At 66.7% G+C, this 16709-nt stretch carries 14 protein-coding genes; 2 read left to right on the top strand and 12 right to left on the bottom strand.

The window, feature by feature from the left end:
- Nucleotides 1–9: 9 nt before the first annotated feature.
- The 7 genes from CXQ90_RS13145 to CXQ90_RS13115 form a co-directional block, all read right to left on the bottom strand.
- Nucleotides 10–690, bottom strand: a complete 681-nt coding sequence (locus CXQ90_RS13145; RefSeq protein ID WP_104139716.1) for an urease accessory protein UreF — start codon at nt 688–690, stop codon at nt 10–12.
- The gene (ureE, locus tag CXQ90_RS13140) at nt 671–1153 is read right to left on the bottom strand and encodes an urease accessory protein UreE (protein ID WP_104139714.1); all 483 of its coding nucleotides are present in this window, start codon (nt 1151–1153) and stop codon (nt 671–673) included. Before ureE ends, CXQ90_RS13145 begins: the two co-directional genes overlap by 20 nt.
- Nucleotides 1154–1162: 9 nt before the next feature.
- On the bottom strand, nt 1163–2923 hold the full coding sequence (ureC, locus tag CXQ90_RS13135; RefSeq protein WP_104139713.1) for an urease subunit alpha: 1761 nt from the start codon (nt 2921–2923) through the stop codon (nt 1163–1165).
- Nucleotides 2920–3267 (bottom strand): urease subunit beta, encoded by a 348-nt coding sequence (locus tag CXQ90_RS13130; protein ID WP_104139711.1) that lies wholly within the window; start codon nt 3265–3267, stop codon nt 2920–2922. The genes ureC and CXQ90_RS13130 overlap by 4 nt, the downstream gene beginning before the upstream one ends.
- Nucleotides 3268–3274: 7 nt before the next feature.
- Complete coding sequence (locus CXQ90_RS13125) at nt 3275–3577, bottom strand: urease subunit gamma (RefSeq protein WP_104139710.1); 303 nt, start codon at nt 3575–3577, stop codon at nt 3275–3277.
- A gap of 114 nt (nt 3578–3691) precedes the next feature.
- On the bottom strand, nt 3692–4246 hold the full coding sequence (locus CXQ90_RS13120; RefSeq protein WP_104139708.1) for a cysteine hydrolase family protein: 555 nt from the start codon (nt 4244–4246) through the stop codon (nt 3692–3694).
- 86 nt (nt 4247–4332) lie between these two features.
- Nucleotides 4333–5337 (bottom strand): LacI family DNA-binding transcriptional regulator, encoded by a 1005-nt coding sequence (locus CXQ90_RS13115; RefSeq protein WP_104139707.1) that lies wholly within the window; start codon nt 5335–5337, stop codon nt 4333–4335.
- Between the two features lie 302 nt (nt 5338–5639).
- Between CXQ90_RS13115 and CXQ90_RS13110 the strand changes: the two genes are divergently transcribed.
- Nucleotides 5640–7145 (top strand): glutamyl-tRNA reductase, encoded by a 1506-nt coding sequence (locus CXQ90_RS13110; protein ID WP_104139705.1) that lies wholly within the window; start codon nt 5640–5642, stop codon nt 7143–7145.
- A gap of 59 nt (nt 7146–7204) precedes the next feature.
- Here the strand turns inward: CXQ90_RS13110 and CXQ90_RS13105 are convergent, their stop codons facing one another.
- Nucleotides 7205–8731, bottom strand: a complete 1527-nt coding sequence (locus CXQ90_RS13105; RefSeq protein WP_104139704.1) for an alpha-N-arabinofuranosidase — start codon at nt 8729–8731, stop codon at nt 7205–7207.
- A 160-nt stretch (nt 8732–8891) separates the two neighbouring features.
- Between CXQ90_RS13105 and CXQ90_RS13100 the strand changes: the two genes are divergently transcribed.
- Nucleotides 8892–10076 (top strand): trypsin-like peptidase domain-containing protein, encoded by a 1185-nt coding sequence (locus CXQ90_RS13100; RefSeq protein ID WP_104139702.1) that lies wholly within the window; start codon nt 8892–8894, stop codon nt 10074–10076.
- Nucleotides 10077–10125: 49 nt separating this feature from the next.
- On the opposite strand, the gene araA is transcribed toward CXQ90_RS13100, so the two are convergent.
- The 4 genes from araA to CXQ90_RS13080 all read right to left on the bottom strand — a co-directional run bounded on the left by araA (nt 10126) and on the right by CXQ90_RS13080 (nt 16650).
- Nucleotides 10126–11646 (bottom strand): L-arabinose isomerase, encoded by a 1521-nt coding sequence (araA, locus tag CXQ90_RS13095; RefSeq protein WP_104139701.1) that lies wholly within the window; start codon nt 11644–11646, stop codon nt 10126–10128.
- Nucleotides 11647–11735: 89 nt separating this feature from the next.
- The gene (locus CXQ90_RS13090) at nt 11736–12416 is read right to left on the bottom strand and encodes an L-ribulose-5-phosphate 4-epimerase (RefSeq protein WP_104139699.1); all 681 of its coding nucleotides are present in this window, start codon (nt 12414–12416) and stop codon (nt 11736–11738) included.
- The gene (gene araB / locus CXQ90_RS13085; RefSeq protein ID WP_104139698.1) at nt 12413–14152 is read right to left on the bottom strand and encodes a ribulokinase; all 1740 of its coding nucleotides are present in this window, start codon (nt 14150–14152) and stop codon (nt 12413–12415) included. The genes CXQ90_RS13090 and araB overlap by 4 nt, the downstream gene beginning before the upstream one ends.
- A 257-nt stretch (nt 14153–14409) precedes the next feature.
- Complete coding sequence (locus CXQ90_RS13080; RefSeq protein ID WP_104139696.1) at nt 14410–16650, bottom strand: immunoglobulin-like domain-containing protein; 2241 nt, start codon at nt 16648–16650, stop codon at nt 14410–14412.
- Between the last annotated feature and the right edge of the window lie 59 nt (nt 16651–16709).

Below are 16709 nucleotides of genomic sequence, written 5' to 3'. Positions count from 1 at the left end.
TTCCTCCTACTAACTCATGAACATGCGGGCGCGTTGACGCTCGTGCCGCATTTGCGAAATTTCCAGCCCGGGACTGACGGCGCCGAAGTCGTCCGGCGTGAGCTGACCGACCCGCTCGACGGCGGCAGCAACGCCGTCGGACGCTTTCCGCAATAGGCGCTGGCCGGCATTCTGCCCCAGCGGGATGGCACGGACCGCGTTCTGCGTCAACGACGTGACGGCGGCGAAAAGGTACGCCGCGAGCGCCTCGGGCAGAGGCACGCCCAGTGAACGGGCGACGACGGCGAACCCCAGCGGCTGATGGCCGGCGGAACGGCCCGCAGTCACCAGTTCCCGGTACGCCGTCAGCTCAGGAGAGGGGAAGACTTCGTCGCCGATTTCCAGCAGCCGCGTGCCCATCTTGATGCTGGCCTCCCGCAGCTGCCGCGGCAGGAGCTGCGCGGTCAGGAGCGCGTCCAGCTCGGCCACGGGGACACCCTCATAAAGGAACCGGATGCCCAGTCCGTCAGAGTAGGTCAGCTGCTGGGAAACAAAAGCACTCAGCCAAACCCCAAACGACGCCTCATCATGAACCAACCCGCGCTCAATGTAGGTTTCAAACCCCAGCGAGTGCGCAAACGCCCCGGTAGGCAGCGCGGAATCGGTGAGCTGCTGCAGGGCCAGCTGGTAGCTAGTGGCTGTGTTCAGCATGGCGGAAGGGGACTGGCATGACGCGTTCCTGGCGGTTGTAGGGCACTCCGACGTGTTTGAGATAGTCCTCTACGGTGTGGTCATACTGGCAGACCATGACTTCAGCGCCGTATTCGGAGGTCGGGTCGAAGAACTGCGCCTGCAGGTGGCGGTTGCCCAGCGAGTGCGCCACGGTTCCCATCTCGTGGATGGTCCGCGGCGCGATCACCAGGACGTCGGTGGGCAGCACGGACACCACGATCACGTTGGTCTCGGCCAGATGGAGGATGTCGCCGTCCCGAAGGTCAGGTGAACCCGCAGGCAGCCGGATGCCGAGTTCCTTGCCGTGGTCGGTGGTGACGCGCTGGATCCGTTTGACCAGCTGGGCGCTGGGCAGCACCACCTTCTCCTTGTGAAGCCCGTAGTAGGTGTCCTGGCCGGCGGGCTGATCGTGCAGGTTGCCCAGGATCTTCTCGATGATCATGTGGTTCTCCTAGAAGAGGAAGTAGCGCTGTGCCATCGGCAGCACATCTGAAGGTTCACAGGTGACGTTCTCGCCGTCCACCGTCACCTTGTACGTCTCCGGATCCACCTGGATGTCCGGGGTGGCGTCGTTGTACTTCAGGTCGGCTTTGGTCAGCGTCCGGATGCCGGAGACCGGCCGGATGACTTTCTCCAGGCCCAGTTCCCCGGGCACGCCGGCGTCAATCGCGGCCTGGGACAGGAAAGTGATGGAGGACTGCTGCAGGGCCTTGCCGAACGTGGCGAACATGGGGCGCATGGTGCGCGGCTGCGGCGTGGGAATGGAAGCGTTGGCGTCACCCATCAGCGCGTAGGCGATCTGGCCTCCCTTGAGCACGAGCTCGGGCTTTACGCCGAAGAACGCCGGGTCCCACAGCACCAGGTCCGCGAACTTCCCCTCTTCCACTGAGCCGATGGCGTCGGCCATGCCCTGCGCGATGGCCGGGTTGATGGTGTACTTCGCCACGTACCGCTTGAGGCGGAAGTTGTCGCTTTCCGCGCCGGAGCCAAGAGCGGATCCGTGCGCACCGCCGTCGGGATCCGAAAGGATGCCTCGCTGCTTTTTCATCTTGTCCGCCACCTGCCAGGTGCGGGTGATCACCTCCCCCACGCGGCCCATGGCCTGGGAATCGGAGGCGGTGATGGCGAAGATGCCCAGGTCCTGCAGCACGTCCTCGGCGGCGACGGTTTCGGCCCGGATGCGGGAGTCGGCGAAGGCCACATCCTCGGGGATGTCCGGGTTCAGGTGGTGGCACACCATGAGCATGTCCAGGTGCTCTTCGATGGTGTTGCGCGTGTACGGCAGCGTGGGGTTTGTGGAGGCGGGCAGGACGTTGGGCAGCCCGGCGATCTTGATGATGTCCGGCGCGTGGCCGCCTCCGGCGCCCTCGGTGTGGAAGGTATGGATGACCCGCCCACCGATGGCACGGACAGTGTCCTCCACGAAACCGCACTCGTTCAGGGTGTCGGTATGGATGGCCACCTGGACGTCGTATTCGTCGGCGACCTTCAGGGAGGTGTCGATCGCCGCTGTCGTGGAGCCCCAGTCCTCGTGCACTTTCAGGCCCACCGCCCCAGCCCGGATCTGCTCGGCCAGCGGTTCGACGGCGGATGCGTGCCCCTTGCCCAACAGGCCGATGTTGATGGGGAGCCCTTCGGCGGCCTGCAGCATGCGCTGGATGTGCCACTTTCCGGGGGTGACGGTGGTGGCCTTGGTGCCTTCCGCCGGGCCGGTGCCGCCGCCCACCATGGTGGTCACGCCGCTGCAGAGTGCCGCGGGCACCTGGTCCGCGGAGATGAAATGGATGTGCGTGTCCACGCCGCCGGCGGTGAGGATCTTGCGCTCCCCCGCGATGATTTCGGTGCTGGCGCCGATCACAATGTTCACGCCGTCGGTGATCTGCGGATTGCCGGCCTTCCCGATCCTGAAAATGTGGCCGTCCTTCAGGGCGACGTCCGCCTTGTAGATGCCCGTGTAGTCCAGCACCACCACATTGGTGATCACGGTGTCGGGTACGGCTCCGCCCTGGACGTTACCGTCCCGCGTCACCTGGCCGTTCTGGCCCATGCCGTCGCGGATCACCTTGCCGCCGCCGAACACCACTTCCTCGCCATATACGGTGAGGTCTTTTTCGATCTCGAGGAACAGGTCGGTGTCCGCCAGGCGGATGGCGTCACCCGTCGTCGGGCCGTACAGGTCCGCGTACTGCCTGCGGGACAATTCGAAGCTCACTGTGCTCCCCCTGCGTTTCCCGGTGCGGACTGTGCCGTCCTTAGGCTGCCGTTCACCGCATTGCTCAGCCCGAATACCTCCCGGCTTCCGGCCAGTGCAATCAGCCGGACGGTCTTGCTGTCGCCGGGTTCGAAGCGCGCAGCCGTGCCCGCGGGGATGTCCAGGCGGCACCCGTAGGCAGCCCGGCGGTCGAATTCGAGCGCGCGGTTCGCTTCGGCGAAGTGGTAGTGCGAACCCACCTGAACGGGGCGGTCACCGGTGTTAACGACGACGACGTCGATCGCCTCGCGGCCCGCGTTGACCACCACGGGCTCAGCCCGCAGGACGTACTCTCCCGGAATCATGGCACCCCTAGCGGATGGGATCGTGGACGGTGACGAGCTTGGTGCCGTCGGGGAAGGTGGCCTCGACCTGGACGTCGTGGATCATTTCCGGCACGCCTTCCATGACGTCGTCGCGGCTGAGCAGGGTGGTGCCGTAGCTCATCAGTTCGGCCACGCTCCGTCCGTCCCGCGCCCCCTCAATCAGTTCATAACTAATGACGGCCACCGCCTCCGGAAAATTCAGCTTGAGCCCGCGCGACTGGCGGCGGCGCGCAAGGTCGGCGGCGACCACGATCATGAGCTTTTCCTGCTCGCGGGGCAGCAGATGCATTCCGGGAATCCCTTCTACGGCGGGCACCGCGCGGGCATGCCGTAGCTGCGGTGTGCCACCAGCGTAGGCGGCGGACGTTTCCGCCAGATTTCAGGGCCGTGCTTCCCGCCGGCGCTAGATGCCCTTCAGGCGTTGTGCGATCTCATCCGTGGACAGGACGGGCTGGCGGTATTCGGCGGACAGGATACGCAGCATATCCGCCGCCGCCTGCTCGTCCCCGGATGCCATCGCTTCCTCTGCGTACACAACGCGGAAGTTGTGCGCGAAGGCGTCGGCCGCCGTCTGGGCTACGCAGTTGTGCGTGGCGACTCCGGCCAGCACCAGCTCCTCCGCGTCCCAGTTCCGCAGCCTCGAGACGAGGTCTGTCCCCGTGAAGGCGCTGTCGCGCGTCTTGATGAGCCGGGGCAGCTCACCCGTTTCCAGGCCGGATACCATTGCGGCCTGCTCCGTGCCGCGGAAGATAAACCCCTGGTCATCGTCCAACATGTTCAGCGACCACGTGGACTTGTCCCGCTCGTGTTCAGTGCCCACCAACAGGACTTTGGCGCCGTTCGCGGCAAATTCGCGGATGAGGCTGTTGCAGGAGCGGACCAAACCCTCCCGCCGCTGGGCCAGCGCAGGATCCTCGAAGTAGGCATTCTGCATATCGATGATCAGCAGGACGATCATGGCGGATCCTTTCCGTTGCTCCGCAATTCCCCGTACCCAGGATGCCACCGGAAATAACGCCTCTGGAGGCCGCACCGCAACCGTCGCTAGGGTGCCGAGGCGCGGATCCGCAGCTCAAACTCCACTTCCACGTGCACTCCTTGCTCCGCCGTTTCAGTGCCCTCGACCCGATCGATCAGTAGCGCGATGGAGCGTTCGGCGATCTCGTCCATGCCGGGGGCAACGGTGGTAAGCGACGGCGAGGCAAACCGTGCCTCGTCGATGTCGTCAAAACCTGCCACGGCGACGTCCGCCGGCACGTTGACGCCGCGGATCTGCAGTTCGTGCATGGCGCCGAGCGCCAATGCGTCATTTAATCCGAAGACGGCATCGAAATCCGCTCCGCTGTCCAGCAGCTCCCCGACGGCAGAGGCGCCGCCATCACGCCGCCACTCCGCCGGCACAATGAGCGACGGGTCAAAGTCCATTCCCGCGGCGGCGAGCGCCTCCCGATACCCGGTCAGGCGAAGGCCCGGGCTTCCGGTGGAATCTTCCTCCGACGCTCCAATCACCGCTATCCGACGGCGGTCTCCCGCCAGGAGGTGAGCGGTGAGCGCCCGGGCGGCTCCGACATTCTTCATGGTGACGAGATCAAACCGGGGGTCATCGATGTGCTCGCCGAGCATCACCATCGGCTTGCTTCCGCGATGGTGGGCAATGGCTTCGGCCCCCAGCGTCAACGGCGTGAAAAGCAGCCCGTCCGTGAGTTGGCGGAAAGTACCCTGCAGCGCGCTGAGCTCGTTCGCCTCCTCCGCCGCGGACTGCTCTACGAGCACGCGGTAGCCCCGGGCAGAAGCAACAGTCATGAGCCGTGAGGCGAGCTCAGCGTAGTACGGCACGGAGAGGTCCGACAGGACCAGCCCTAGCATCCGGGACTTTCCGGACCGAAGGCTCCGCGCCGTCAGATTGGCCTCGTAGCCCAACTCGGCGATCGCATCGAGCACCTTCTGTTTGGTGGCCGGCCTGATGAACTCGTAGTCGTTGAGCACGTTGGACACCGTTTTAAGCGACACGCCAGCGGCACGGGCAACATCATTCATGGTCACGGCCATCCAAGGGCTCCTTCTAGCGGTGGTTCGTCTGAGTACATCGTTGCAGAAAGCGGACCGCCCCGCCCGCAAGAAATTCCCAAGGTGCCTGAACCACCCTTTGTCCAAGGTCTCTCAGCTCTGTGGCCGGGCAACGGCGCCTGGCCACGGGGATATTGGGGGGAGACCCACAGTGCGGGTCCCCTAGGGAATACCGGGGGGAGTTTCCTGGGGCCCGCCTGGGGGCAACGCCTTGCGGTAGGTCCGGGGAAAGTTCTGGGGGAAATCATGGGGAAGGTAGGCAGGAATTGGCGCAGAGTCCTGAGATGCCCGCGGCGGATTGGGCCGTCACAGACCGGAGGCTGTTTGCCTTGGTCGCCTCACATCGCGGTGCCCGGGTGCCCGGGCCGGTCCGCGCCGCATCAGCGGAGCGCGGCACAGGATTGGAGTTCCTGGCTCTGCTGGGCTCAGGCCCCCGGCGGATCACGCCGGCAGTCATCGCCGACCTGCCTGGGATCGCCGGAGCCGTTGTCCTGTCAACGTGCAACCGCTTCGAGGTCTACTGCGAAACCGTCCCTGGCGCCGACCCTCTAGCTGCCCGGGAGAACGTGCTGTCCGTCATCAGCGCATGCTCCGCCGTTTCCCGGCACGAACTGGTCCATGCTGTGGATGTGCTGATGGGGCAGGCCATGACCGAACACCTGTTCTCGGTGGGGGCGGGGCTGGATTCCGCGGTGGTAGGCGAGCGGGAAATCGCCGGGCAGCTGCGCCGGTCCCTCACGGCGGCACAGGAAACGGGCACGGCCAGCGGGGCGCTTGTCCGCCTGTTCCAGGGAGCTTCCCGGGCAGCGCGCGATGTGGGCGCGCTGACCACGTTGGGCGACGCCGGCCGGTCCATGGTCTCTGTGGCCCTGGACCTGGCAACGGCGAAGCTGGGGCTCGGTGCGCGGTTGGGTCGTGATCAGGCCGGCCGGGACCTGGAAGCCCGCGATCTGGCAGGCCTGTCCGTGGTGGTCATCGGCACCGGTGCCTATGCGGGCTCCACCATGGCACTGTTGGCGGCCAGGCAATGCACCGGAGTCTCGGTGTTCTCCTGGTCCGGGCGGGCGGAGGCATTTGCCTCGTCCCGCGGGGCCGCAGCCCTTACCTGGGACAATCTGCCGGCCGCTATTCACAGCGCCGATGTGGTGATCGGGTGCAGCGGCCGCGGCCCGCGGCTTGGTGCGGCGGACTTCCGGAAGTTCAGGCAGGGCACACCGGCGAGTCTCATCGTCGTCGACCTCGCACTGAGCCGGGACTTTGAGCCGGAGTCCGGCGGGCTCTCAGGGATTGAACTGATCTCGCTCGAGGAAGTGCGGCTCGCTTCACCGCCCGAGCACACGGACGTTGTCCGGCAGGCCAAAGAGCTGATCCGGCAGGCGGCGCTGAAATTCGAGGAGGACCAGCAGGCCCGCCTCATGGACCCTGCCATCGTGGCCCTCCGCGGGCACATGCAGCAGGTCCTTGCCGGCGAGGTTGCGCGGGTGAAAAACCAGCACGGTTGCACCGCCACGGCGGAAGCGGTGGAGCTCGCCCTCCGGCGCGTCGTGCGGCAGCTCCTGCATGTTCCCACCGCCCGGGCCCGGGAACTTGCCGCGGCCGGGCGGCAGGACGACTACACCGCAGCCCTCGAGGCCCTCTTTGGATTGAGCGTAGAAACCGATGCGCTCCAGCCCGCGGCGCAGTGCCCTGTGGACGGGCCAACTGCCGAGCGGGACGGCACTGCAAGGATCCGCCCGGGACAGGATGAGGGCCGGCAGGAGCCGTTCCTCACCCTGTCCGCCGCGAGCTAGGCGCCGGTCCCAACCACGCGGGTCCCAACCGGGCGGATCCCCCAACCAGGGGGCGTAGGTCAGGATTCCACGGCCAGGCGGATCATGGTCCACGAAACGGCCGGGAGAACCGCGGTAAGGCGGCCGGCGTCGAGCTTCACGCTCACGTTCTCCGCGGGCAGCACCGACGTGGAGTCATCCGCCGTCGCGTGCCAGTACGGATCCTTGTTGGCAAAAGTAACGGCCTCGATTACCCGCACGTTGCCGAGCGCGGCCACGGCGGCGTCCAGCGATAGCGCCTCGGCAGCTGATCGGTTGACAGCAAAAACCACAGCCTCGCCAGCCTCGGCATCGTGCGTTGCCACGGCGGAGAGCGCGGCAAAATCCTCGGTCTTGCCGCCGCTGAGCAGCGGGGACTCGACCGCGAGCTGCAGCACGGTGCCCGCCGCGTGCCGGGAGGTCAAGGCGAACGGGTGGAAGGTGGTCTGCTTCCAGGCGCGTCCGCCCGGTTCCGTCATGATCGGGGCGATGACGTTGACCAGCTGGGCAAGGCTCGCCGAGTGGACACGGTCGGTGTGGCGCAGGAGGGTGACCAGCAGGTCGCCGACCACGACGGCGTCCGCCACCGAGTAGAGATCCTCGAGCAAGGCGGGAGCGACGGGCCAGTCCGTACCTGAGGGAACCTTGGATTCGTCGCGGCTGGCGTGCCAGACGTTCCATTCGTCAAAGGAGATGCCGACCTGCTTCGCGGACTTCTTCACCGACTTCACGTGGTCGATGTGCGAAATGATGTCCCGGATAAAGGAATCCATCCGGTGGCCGGCCGAGAGGTGTTCCTGAAGGTCGCCGAAGTCTTCGAAGTACTGGTGCGCGGAGACGAGATCCACGAGTTCGTACGTTTCGGTCAGTACCACCCGTTCCCACTCGCCGAAGGTGTCCATGCCCGGCCCGGAGCTGCCGCAGGCCACGAGCTCGAGGCCGGGGTCAACCATGCGCATGGCCCGGGCGGCGTCGGCTGCCACGCGGCCGTACTCCAGGGCGTTCTTGTGGCCGATCTGCCAGGGCCCGTCCATCTCGTTGCCCAGGCACCACATCCTGATGCCGTAGCCCTGCTCGGCGCCGTTGGCCCTGCGCCTGTCCGAGAAGGCCGTGCCGCCGTCGACGTTGCAGTATTCCAGCAGGTCCACGGCTTCCTGGGTGCCCCGCGTACCCAGGTTCACGGCCATCATCGGCTCCACCCCGGCCTTAGCCGACCATTTGGCGAACTCGTCCACGCCCACCAGGTTGGGGTCCGTGGAGTGCCAGGCGAGGTCCAGCCTAGCGGGGCGCTCCTCTGAAGGGCCCACGCCGTCCTCCCAGCGGTAGCCGGACACGAAGTTTCCGCCCGGGTAGCGGACCGTGGAAACGCCCAGCTCGCGCGTCAGTTCCAGGACGTCGGACCTGAATCCGTCCGAGTCCGCCTGCGGGTGGTCCGGCTCGAAGATGCCGGTGTAGACGCAGCGGCCCAGGTGCTCGACGAAGGCGCCGAAAGTTCTGCGCCTCACCGGCCCCACGGTGAACGCCGGATCAATGGTGATTTTTGCGGAGTTGCCGGCTGGAGTGTCCATCAGATGCCCTCATCCCTGTTTTCTACAACGTTATAGAACCAAGTGTGAACGCTATCAGCCGCGCCCGTCAAGAGCTCTGGCACCGCGAGTACATTCGGGGTTAATTTTTAATCAGCTTCCAGAACAGGCTCCCGCCCGCCCGGCAATGAGAGGAAGTCCAATGAACCCCCGGCCAGCGCCCCCGCATCGTGCGTACCGCACCCTCCGAATCCTCGGAACGGCTGCCGTTCTCGCAGTCGCGGCATCCGGTTGCACCGGGAGTCCGGCGCCGCCGTCGTCAGCGCTGCCCTCCGGCAGCACCCCAGCCACCGCTTCCCCAGGTGGCACCACCGGCGATCCAGGCGGCGGCACGCCCGGCAGCACCACGGCGCCGAAACCGACGGCGGGGCAGGCCACCGCTGCGCAGCCCACCAAGGGGCAGGCGCCGGGCATTCCCCAGGGACCCGCGGATATTCCCTCCATCGTCAGCAACGTTCAGCCGTCTGTGGTCACGATCTTCACCGACGGCGGCCTGGGGAGCGGCGTGGTGTACTCGGCAGACGGGCTGATCCTGACCAACGAGCACGTGGTGCGGGGCAACACGGACGTTGAAGTGGCCTTCGCCGACGGCCGCCGCGTCGCCGGCACAGTGCGGGCCACCGACGCCATCTCCGACCTCGCCCTCGTGGAGGCAAAGCGGACCGACCTTCCGGTGGCCAAATTCCAATCCGAGCTGCCCCGGATCGGCGAGCTCGCCGTCGTGATCGGTTCGCCGCTGGGATTCGAGAACACAGCGACGGCGGGAATCATCTCGGGCCTGCACCGGGAGATCCCCGGGTCCGCCGCCAGCAGCCAGTCGCTCGTGGACCTGATCCAGACCGATGCCGCCATCAGCCCCGGAAACTCCGGCGGCGCGCTGGTGAATGGCAGGGGTGAGGTGATCGGAATCAGCGAGGCCTACATCCCGCCGCAAGCCGGGGCGGTGGCCCTTGGCTTTGCCATCCCGGCGGCAACCGCCGTCAAGGTGGCGGACCAGCTCCGCGAGGACGGCACGGCCGATCACGCCTTTATTGGCCTGACGCTGGGTGAGATCACCCCGCAGATCGCCGAGCGGCTGGGCCTGCCGGACACGCGCGGCGCTCTGGCCCTGGCAGTCCCCGACGGCGGGCCGGCAGCCAGAGCGGGCATCCGCCCCGGCGACGTCCTCGTGAAGCTCGACGGCGCAGAGCTCGCGTCGCCCGAGGACCTGCTCGCCGCCCTGCGGAGCAGGAGCCCGGGACAAACCGTGACCGTTGAATTCCGCCGGGAATCGGGATCGCAGGAAGTCAAGGTTCAGCTCGTTTCGCGCGCTTCCCAGACGGGCTGAGCGCGAAGCGGACTGCCCCCAGAGCCAACGCCGCCTGCGCCACAGGCGGCTACAGCCCGCCGGCCAGCTTGTAGTACGCGGCGTTCCAGTTCAATTCCTTCTTGAACTGCTTGATGGTGGTGCCGTCGTCGATGGTGAGCAGTTCGGTTTGGGCGATTTCTGCGAAGTCTTCGAAGACGTCCATTCCGACGGCGGTGGAGAGGACGGTGTGGTGGGCGGCACCCGCGGTGAGCCAGGCCGCTGCGGACGTGGCGAAGTCCGGTTTGGGTGACCAGAGGGCGCGGGCGACGGGCAGGTTGGGCAGCGGTTCGTCGAGGTCCACCACGTCCACGGCGTTGGCCACGAGGCGGAAGCGGTCCCGCATGTCGGACAGCGCCACCACGACGCCGGGGCCGGCGTCGGTGTCGAAGACCATGCGGACGGGGTCTTCCTTGCCGCCGATTCCCAATGGGTGGATCTCGACGCGCGGCTTCGTGGCGGTCAGCGACGGGCAGACCTCGAGCATGTGCGCGCCCAGGATCTTCTCCTCGCCGGGCGTGAGGTGGTAGGTGTAGTCCTCCATGAGGGAAGCGCCGCCGGGCAGCCCCGCGCCCATCACCTTGGCGGCGCGGACCAGGATCGCGGTCTTCCAGTCGCCCTCGGCGCCAAAGCCGTAGCCGTCGGCCATCAGCCGCTGCACGGCCATGCCGGGCAGCTGGCGCAGTTCGCCGAGGTCCTCGAAGGATGTGGTGAACGCGGCCGAGCCGTTGGCTTCAAGGAAGCTGCGCAGGCCGAGTTCGATGCGGGCGCTGTAGCGCAGCGATTCGTGCCGGGCTCCCCCGGCCTTCAGTTCCGGGACCACCTCGTAAAGGCGCTCGTACTCGGCGACCAGGGCGTCGACGTCGGACTCCGCGGCGCCGTGCACGGCGTCGGCAAGCTCGTTGACGGACCAGGTGTTCACGGAGACGCCGAAGCGCAGCTCGGCCTCGGTCTTGTCGCCTTCGGTGACGGCGACGTTGCGCATGTTGTCCCCGAAGCGGGTCAGCTTCAGGGTCCGGACGGCGGCCCAGCCGGCGGAGGCGCGCTGCCAGGCACCCACCTGGCGGGCCACCGCGGGGTTGGAGGCGTGCCCGACGACGGTCTTGCGCGGGATGCCGAGGCGGGACTGGATGTAGCCGAATTCGCGGTCGCCGTGCGCGGCCTGGTTCAGGTTCATGAAATCGAAGTCGATGTCCGCCCAGGGCAGCTCCACGTTGGCTTGGGTGTGCAGGTGCAGGAGCGGCTTGCGGAGCAGGTCCAGGCCTTGGATCCACATCTTCGCCGGGCTGAAAGTGTGCATCCAGGCGGTCACGCCGATTACGGCGTCGTCCGAGTTGGCCTCGAGCGCGGTGCGGCGGATGGCGTCCGAGTCGGTCAGCACGGGCTTCCAGACGAGCTTGACCGGCACGTCGGAGGAGGCATTGAGGGCGGCGGCGATCTCCTGGGACTGCGCGGCGACCTGCTTCAGGACGTCCTCGCCGTAGAGGTGCTGGCTGCCGGTGAGGAACCAGACCTCGTAGTGCTCAAGGGAGGTGTTGGCGGCGTGGGGCATGGTGGTTCTCCTGGGAAGCTCTGGGGTGAAAGGGAAAGTTGCGGGGCCTGCACCGGGCGTGCGCCGGGCCTGGGGGCCGTTTGTTGGACCTAGCGGCCGTAGACGTTTTGGTAGCGGTCGTAGAGCGACTCGATCTTGTCCGGGTCGATGGGCAGCGGCTCGCCGAGCTGCCGGGCGATGTGGACGGTGCGGGCCACTTCCTCGCACATCACGGCTGCCTTGACCGCCGAGCGGGCGTCCTTGCCGATGGTGAACGGGCCGTGGTTCTGCATCAGGACCGCCGGGGAATGGGAAGCCTGCAGGGTTTCCACGATGCCGCGGCCGATCGAGTCGTCGCCGATCAGCGCGAACGGGCCCACCGGGATGGTGCCGCCGAACTCATCGCCCATCATGGTCAGCACGCACGGGATCGCCTCCCCGCGGGCCGCCCATGCCGTAGCGTAGGTCGAGTGCGTGTGCACCACTCCCCCGACCTCGGGCATGTGCCGGTAGACGTAGGCGTGCGCGGCCGTGTCCGACGACGGCGTGAGGGCCGGGTTCTCCCACTCGCCGTCGGCGGGGATGCCGTAGAGGTCCGTCACCACCATGCTCTCCGGAGTGAGGTCCGCATAGGAGACTCCGGATGGCTTGATGACCATCAGGTCGTGGCCGGGAACGCGGGCGGAGACGTTGCCGGCAGTCCACACCACCAGTTCGTAGCGGGTCAGTTCGGCGTGCAGGGCGCAGACCTCGGCCCGGATCCCGGCAAGGGTGTCCAGGAGGGCACTCATGCGGAGACCTCCTCGGCGAGCAGGGACTTGGCCGCCTGGCGCTGGATGGCCTTGAGCCGGTGCATGACGTCGTTGGTTCCCCTGCCGAAGTAATCGTGGAGCGTCCGGTACTCCCGGAAGAGCTCGTCGTACGCGGCAACGTTCTCGGGGATCGGGGTGTACACGCCGCCGGGCGCGGAGCCCATGGCGGCCGTGGCTGCCCGGATGTCCGGATACCTTCCGGCGGCGACGGCGGCGTGGATGGCGGATCCGAGGGCGGGCCCCTGGGTGGAGCCGATGGTGGAGAGCTGCAGACCGGTGATGTCCGCGTAGATCTGCATCAGCAGTTGGTTCTTCAGTAGTCCGCCGGCCACGATGAACTCCTTCACCGGCACGCCGGAGTCGCGGAAGGCGTCCACGATGGTGCGCGTGCCGAAGGCCGTGGCCTCCAGCAGCGCCCGGTAGGTGTCTTCGGGGCGGGTGGCCAGGGTCTGGCCCACCACCACGCCCGAGAGTTCGTGGTCCACCAGGACCGAGCGGTTGCCGGAGTGCCAGTCCAGGGCGATCAGGCCGTGCTCCCCGATCGCCTGCCCGGAAGCCAGCTCGGTGAGGTATTCGTGGATGCCCAGCCCCGCAGCGGCCGCCGCCTCGTGGTATTCCGGCGGAACACCGTACTTCGTGAACCAGCCGAAGATGTCGCCCACGCCGGACTGGCCGGCCTCGTAGCCCCAGAGTCCGTCGACGATGCCGCCGTCGACCACCCCGCACATCCCCGGCACTTCGCGCAGTTCAGCCCCGTTCATGACATGGCAGGTCGAGGTGCCCATGATGGCCACGAGCTGTCCCGGTTCCACCGCCTTGGCCGCCGGGGCGGTGACGTGGGCGTCCACGTTGCCCACGGCCACGGCGATGCCCTCCGGCAGGCCGGTCCAGGCGGCAGCCTCGGCGGTCAGGAACCCAGCGGCGTCACCGAGCCGGCCGATGGTGTGGTCCAGCTTGGTGCTCACGAAGTCCTTGAACTGCGGGTTCAGCGCGGCCAGGAATTCCTCGGAAGGATACTTCCCGTCCTGGTAGATGCCCTTGTAGCCGGCCGTGCACGCGTTGCGGACGTAGTTGCCGCACAGCTGCCAGACGATCCAGTCCGCGGCTTCCACCCAATGGTCCATTTCCGCGTACGCTTCCGGGTCTTCCTCGAGCAGCTGGAGTCCCTTGGCGAACTCCCATTCGGAGGAGATCAGCCCGCCGTAGCGCGGCAGCCAGGTCTCGCCCAGCTCCGCGGCGAGGGCGTTGATCCGGTCCGCCTGCGCCTGCGCGGCGTGGTGGCGCCACAGCTTGACGTAGGCGTGAGGACGGTTGGCGAAGCCGGGCACTTCATTCAGCGGGGTGCCGTCGGCCTTCACCGGCACCATGGTGCACGCAGTGAAGTCCGTGGCGATCCCGACCACGTTGGACGGATCAATGCCCGCGTCCGCGATCGCGGCCGGCACAGCGTGCCGGAGTACGTCCCGGTAGTCGTTCGGCACCTGAAGTGCCCATTCGCCGGGAAGGCGTGTGACTGTTCCATCCGCTATGCTCGCCACATCGGCCGGAAGTGCGTCGGTGACCACCGCGTGCGGATAGTCGAACACCCCGCTGCCGAGCTCCTTGCCGTCGCGGACCCGGACCACCACGGCGCGGCCCGACAGGGTGCCGTAGTCCACCCCGATGACATAGTTTTCGCTGCCGGGGTTGAAACCGGTGTCGTCACTGGATTGCATGCTAAAAACCTCCATCCGGGAGGTGCTGGCCCCTATGCCCGGTATCGAAAACGTAAAAGATTCTCTTAGATTGTGAACGCTAACATATCTACGCGTCAAGCATTGGCGGCGCCCAATTTTGAGGCGCCCAGGCCGTGCTGTTCCCTCCGCCCAACTCGTCGCACCAATGGGGCAGGGGCCCCGCCCTGCTGGGCGGAGCCCCCTGCCCTTCCAGGCATCTGGGTCCTTCTTGGCGTCAGGTACTTCCCCGTGCCGCCTTAGCCGAGCTGGCTGTGAAGGCGCTCCAGCTCGGTCTTGGTAACGGGCAGGACAGTGCCGTGGCGCGGCGCACGAGGCAGTTCGTAGTTGCTCGCGAGCTTCCAGTCGGGGTTCTCGAGACTGGTGCTTTCCAGCGGGATGTAGCCGCGGCCACCAAACTCATCCACGAAGAGGTAATACTTCTCTTCGGTGTTTGATTTGAAGACGGTCGGCCCCTCCACGCCGCCGGTCCCGGCGTTCTTGCCGATGCAGTTGGCCATCAGGGACCAGTTGCGCGGGTTCGTGGCCGGCAGATCGACGGCCAGCAGATCGGTGGACTTCTCCTGCATGATGTCGAGGCAACCGGAGACCCGGGCCTCGTCCTTGGTGAACCGGTAGTAGGTGTCGCCCTCCTTGATAACTGTGGAGTCGATGACCGAATCACCCGGGTCGTTCCAGACCTTGGCTTCGCTGAACGTCCGGAAGTCGCGCGTGGTGGAGTACATCATCTTGTTGTGGGTACCGCCGGAGTGGTTGGGGTCGTTGTCGGCGTAGATCTTGGAAGCCCAGTAGACGACGTAGGCCCCGATCTTCTCGTCGTAGTGGGCTTCCGGCGCCCAGGTGTTCCCTGCCGTGTCCGGAGAGACCTTCACGTGCCGCTGCTCGGACCAGTTCACAAGGTCCGTTGACTCCCAGACTTCCAGGTACCGGCTGCCTTGGCGCTGGGAGGCGTCCCACGAGGTTCCGCTGCCGATGGAGAGGTCGGTGGCGATCATGTAGAACTTATCGCCTTCCGGAGAGCGGATGACGAAGGGGTCCCGCAGGCCCTTTGTGCCAAGACCGGATTTCACCACGGGCTGTCCGCCGTTGAGTTCGTCCCACTTGAGCGCGTCATTGCCCCGGCTGGCGGCCATGAAGATGTTCTCTCCGGCGATGTCGTTGCCGGTGAAATACGCGAAGGCGTATCCTTCCTTGGCCTCTGCCCTGGGCAGCGGAAGGACGGTGACGCGAAAAGTTCTCTTCGTCCTGGTCTTGCCGTAGCTGACGAACGCGTGGAGGTTGAGCCGGGCAGGCTCTCCGCCGAAGGCCGGCCGCGTGACCTCACCGGTGGCGGTGATGACGGACTCGTCTCCCGACTCCCAAACCACGCTGGTCCCGTGCAGGCCGTTCGTGGGCAGGGTGATGTTGCCGCGGATTCCCCCGGCATCCCACACGTTCAGGGCGGCTGCGGCCTCGCTGACTTTCTGCTCGCCGCTGATGTCTTCGAGGACCGTCACGGTGAACGTCTTCGTAGCCGATGCCTCACCGGAAGTGGCCGTGGCCGTCAGCGTCACGGTCGCGTTCCCCGTCCCGTAAGCGGGACGCGTGACGGCGCCCTTGGACGAGACCGTCCCTTCGCTCGAGGACGACCAGGTGTAGGCCGACCCGTTGGGCCCGGTGAGGGGCAGGGCCAGGTCGGCGGTAACGGCGCTGGTGTCCCCGAGCGAGAGATCCTGCAGATCGAGGGCCACCTTCTCTTCCGGGGAGACGTAGCCGAGCTCGCGCACTTCAGCCGCCGAAAGGGCACGGTTGTAGATGCGGAAGTCGCGGACCTGCCCCTTCAGGTACTTGTCTCCGCTGTAAACCGATCGTCCCAGGTAGTTGGCCGTTGTGCCTCCGCCGCCGATGCTGCCGGGGGTGATGGTGACTCCGATCCTGCGGGCCACTTCGACGCCGTCCTCGTACAGAACGGCGGTGCCGCCGGCGAGGGTGTAGGTGATGGTCTTCCAGGCGCCTCGCGCCAGGTCCCTGCCGGCATTGGCAGTCTGCTCTGTTGACCAGTTACCGCTGGCGATCGAGGTGCGGTACGAGTTGCCGGTGGTGAACAGATAGCCGTTTCCGGTGCCGTTGCTGGTATTGCCGAGTCCCCAAATGAAATAGGGCGTGGCCTGATCCGAAGCGATCTTCACGTCCGTCGAGACGGTGATGGAGTCGAGGCCCCGCATGACGTCGTTGGGAAGGCGGACATGGGCGTTGGTGCCGCCGAGCTGCAGGCCTTCATCACCGAGGCGGCTGGCGTCGCCGCTGATCGCGCCGTTGCGGCCATTTCCGGAGGTGTCTTCGGCAACGGATCCCGTCGGTTCGGTCAGGTTGTATTTGAGGACCAGGCCGTCGTCAATGGCGGCCTGGGCGGGGGCGCCGGCGGCGAGGCCGCCAAGGACAAGGGCAGCCGCTGTGAGGACTGCCGGCCCGGTGCGGGCTCTAAGTGGAATTAGGGGCATGGATGATGCTTTCGTTAGGGCGGCCAACGGAGCCGCGGTTGACGGGTCTTGGGGCAGGC

The organism is Arthrobacter sp. ZGTC131 (assembly GCF_002929275.1).
In the GTDB taxonomy this organism is placed as follows: domain Bacteria; phylum Actinomycetota; class Actinomycetes; order Actinomycetales; family Micrococcaceae; genus Arthrobacter.
This window is presented reverse-complemented; position numbering and strand designations above follow the sequence as displayed.

Excerpts from the sequence above, each read along its gene's own strand:
- CXQ90_RS13110 (WP_104139705.1), top strand. The coding sequence starts at position 5,640 with ATGCCCGCGGCGGATTGGGCCGTCACAGACCGGAGGCTGTTTGCCTTG.
- CXQ90_RS13130 (WP_104139711.1), bottom strand. The coding sequence starts at position 3,267 with ATGATTCCGGGAGAGTACGTCCTGCGGGCTGAGCCCGTGGTGGTCAAC.
- ureE (WP_104139714.1), bottom strand. The coding sequence starts at position 1,153 with ATGATCATCGAGAAGATCCTGGGCAACCTGCACGATCAGCCCGCCGGC.
- CXQ90_RS13145 (WP_104139716.1), bottom strand. The coding sequence starts at position 690 with ATGCTGAACACAGCCACTAGCTACCAGCTGGCCCTGCAGCAGCTCACC.
- CXQ90_RS13115 (WP_104139707.1), bottom strand. The coding sequence starts at position 5,337 with ATGGCCGTGACCATGAATGATGTTGCCCGTGCCGCTGGCGTGTCGCTT.
- CXQ90_RS13080 (WP_104139696.1), bottom strand. The coding sequence starts at position 16,650 with ATGCCCCTAATTCCACTTAGAGCCCGCACCGGGCCGGCAGTCCTCACA.
- CXQ90_RS13090 (WP_104139699.1), bottom strand. The coding sequence starts at position 12,416 with ATGAGTGCCCTCCTGGACACCCTTGCCGGGATCCGGGCCGAGGTCTGC.
- CXQ90_RS13100 (WP_104139702.1), top strand. The coding sequence starts at position 8,892 with ATGAACCCCCGGCCAGCGCCCCCGCATCGTGCGTACCGCACCCTCCGA.
- CXQ90_RS13105 (WP_104139704.1), bottom strand. The coding sequence starts at position 8,731 with ATGGACACTCCAGCCGGCAACTCCGCAAAAATCACCATTGATCCGGCG.
- CXQ90_RS13125 (WP_104139710.1), bottom strand. The coding sequence starts at position 3,577 with ATGCATCTGCTGCCCCGCGAGCAGGAAAAGCTCATGATCGTGGTCGCC.
- araA (WP_104139701.1), bottom strand. The coding sequence starts at position 11,646 with ATGCCCCACGCCGCCAACACCTCCCTTGAGCACTACGAGGTCTGGTTC.
- araB (WP_104139698.1), bottom strand. The coding sequence starts at position 14,152 with ATGCAATCCAGTGACGACACCGGTTTCAACCCCGGCAGCGAAAACTAT.
- CXQ90_RS13120 (WP_104139708.1), bottom strand. The coding sequence starts at position 4,246 with ATGATCGTCCTGCTGATCATCGATATGCAGAATGCCTACTTCGAGGAT.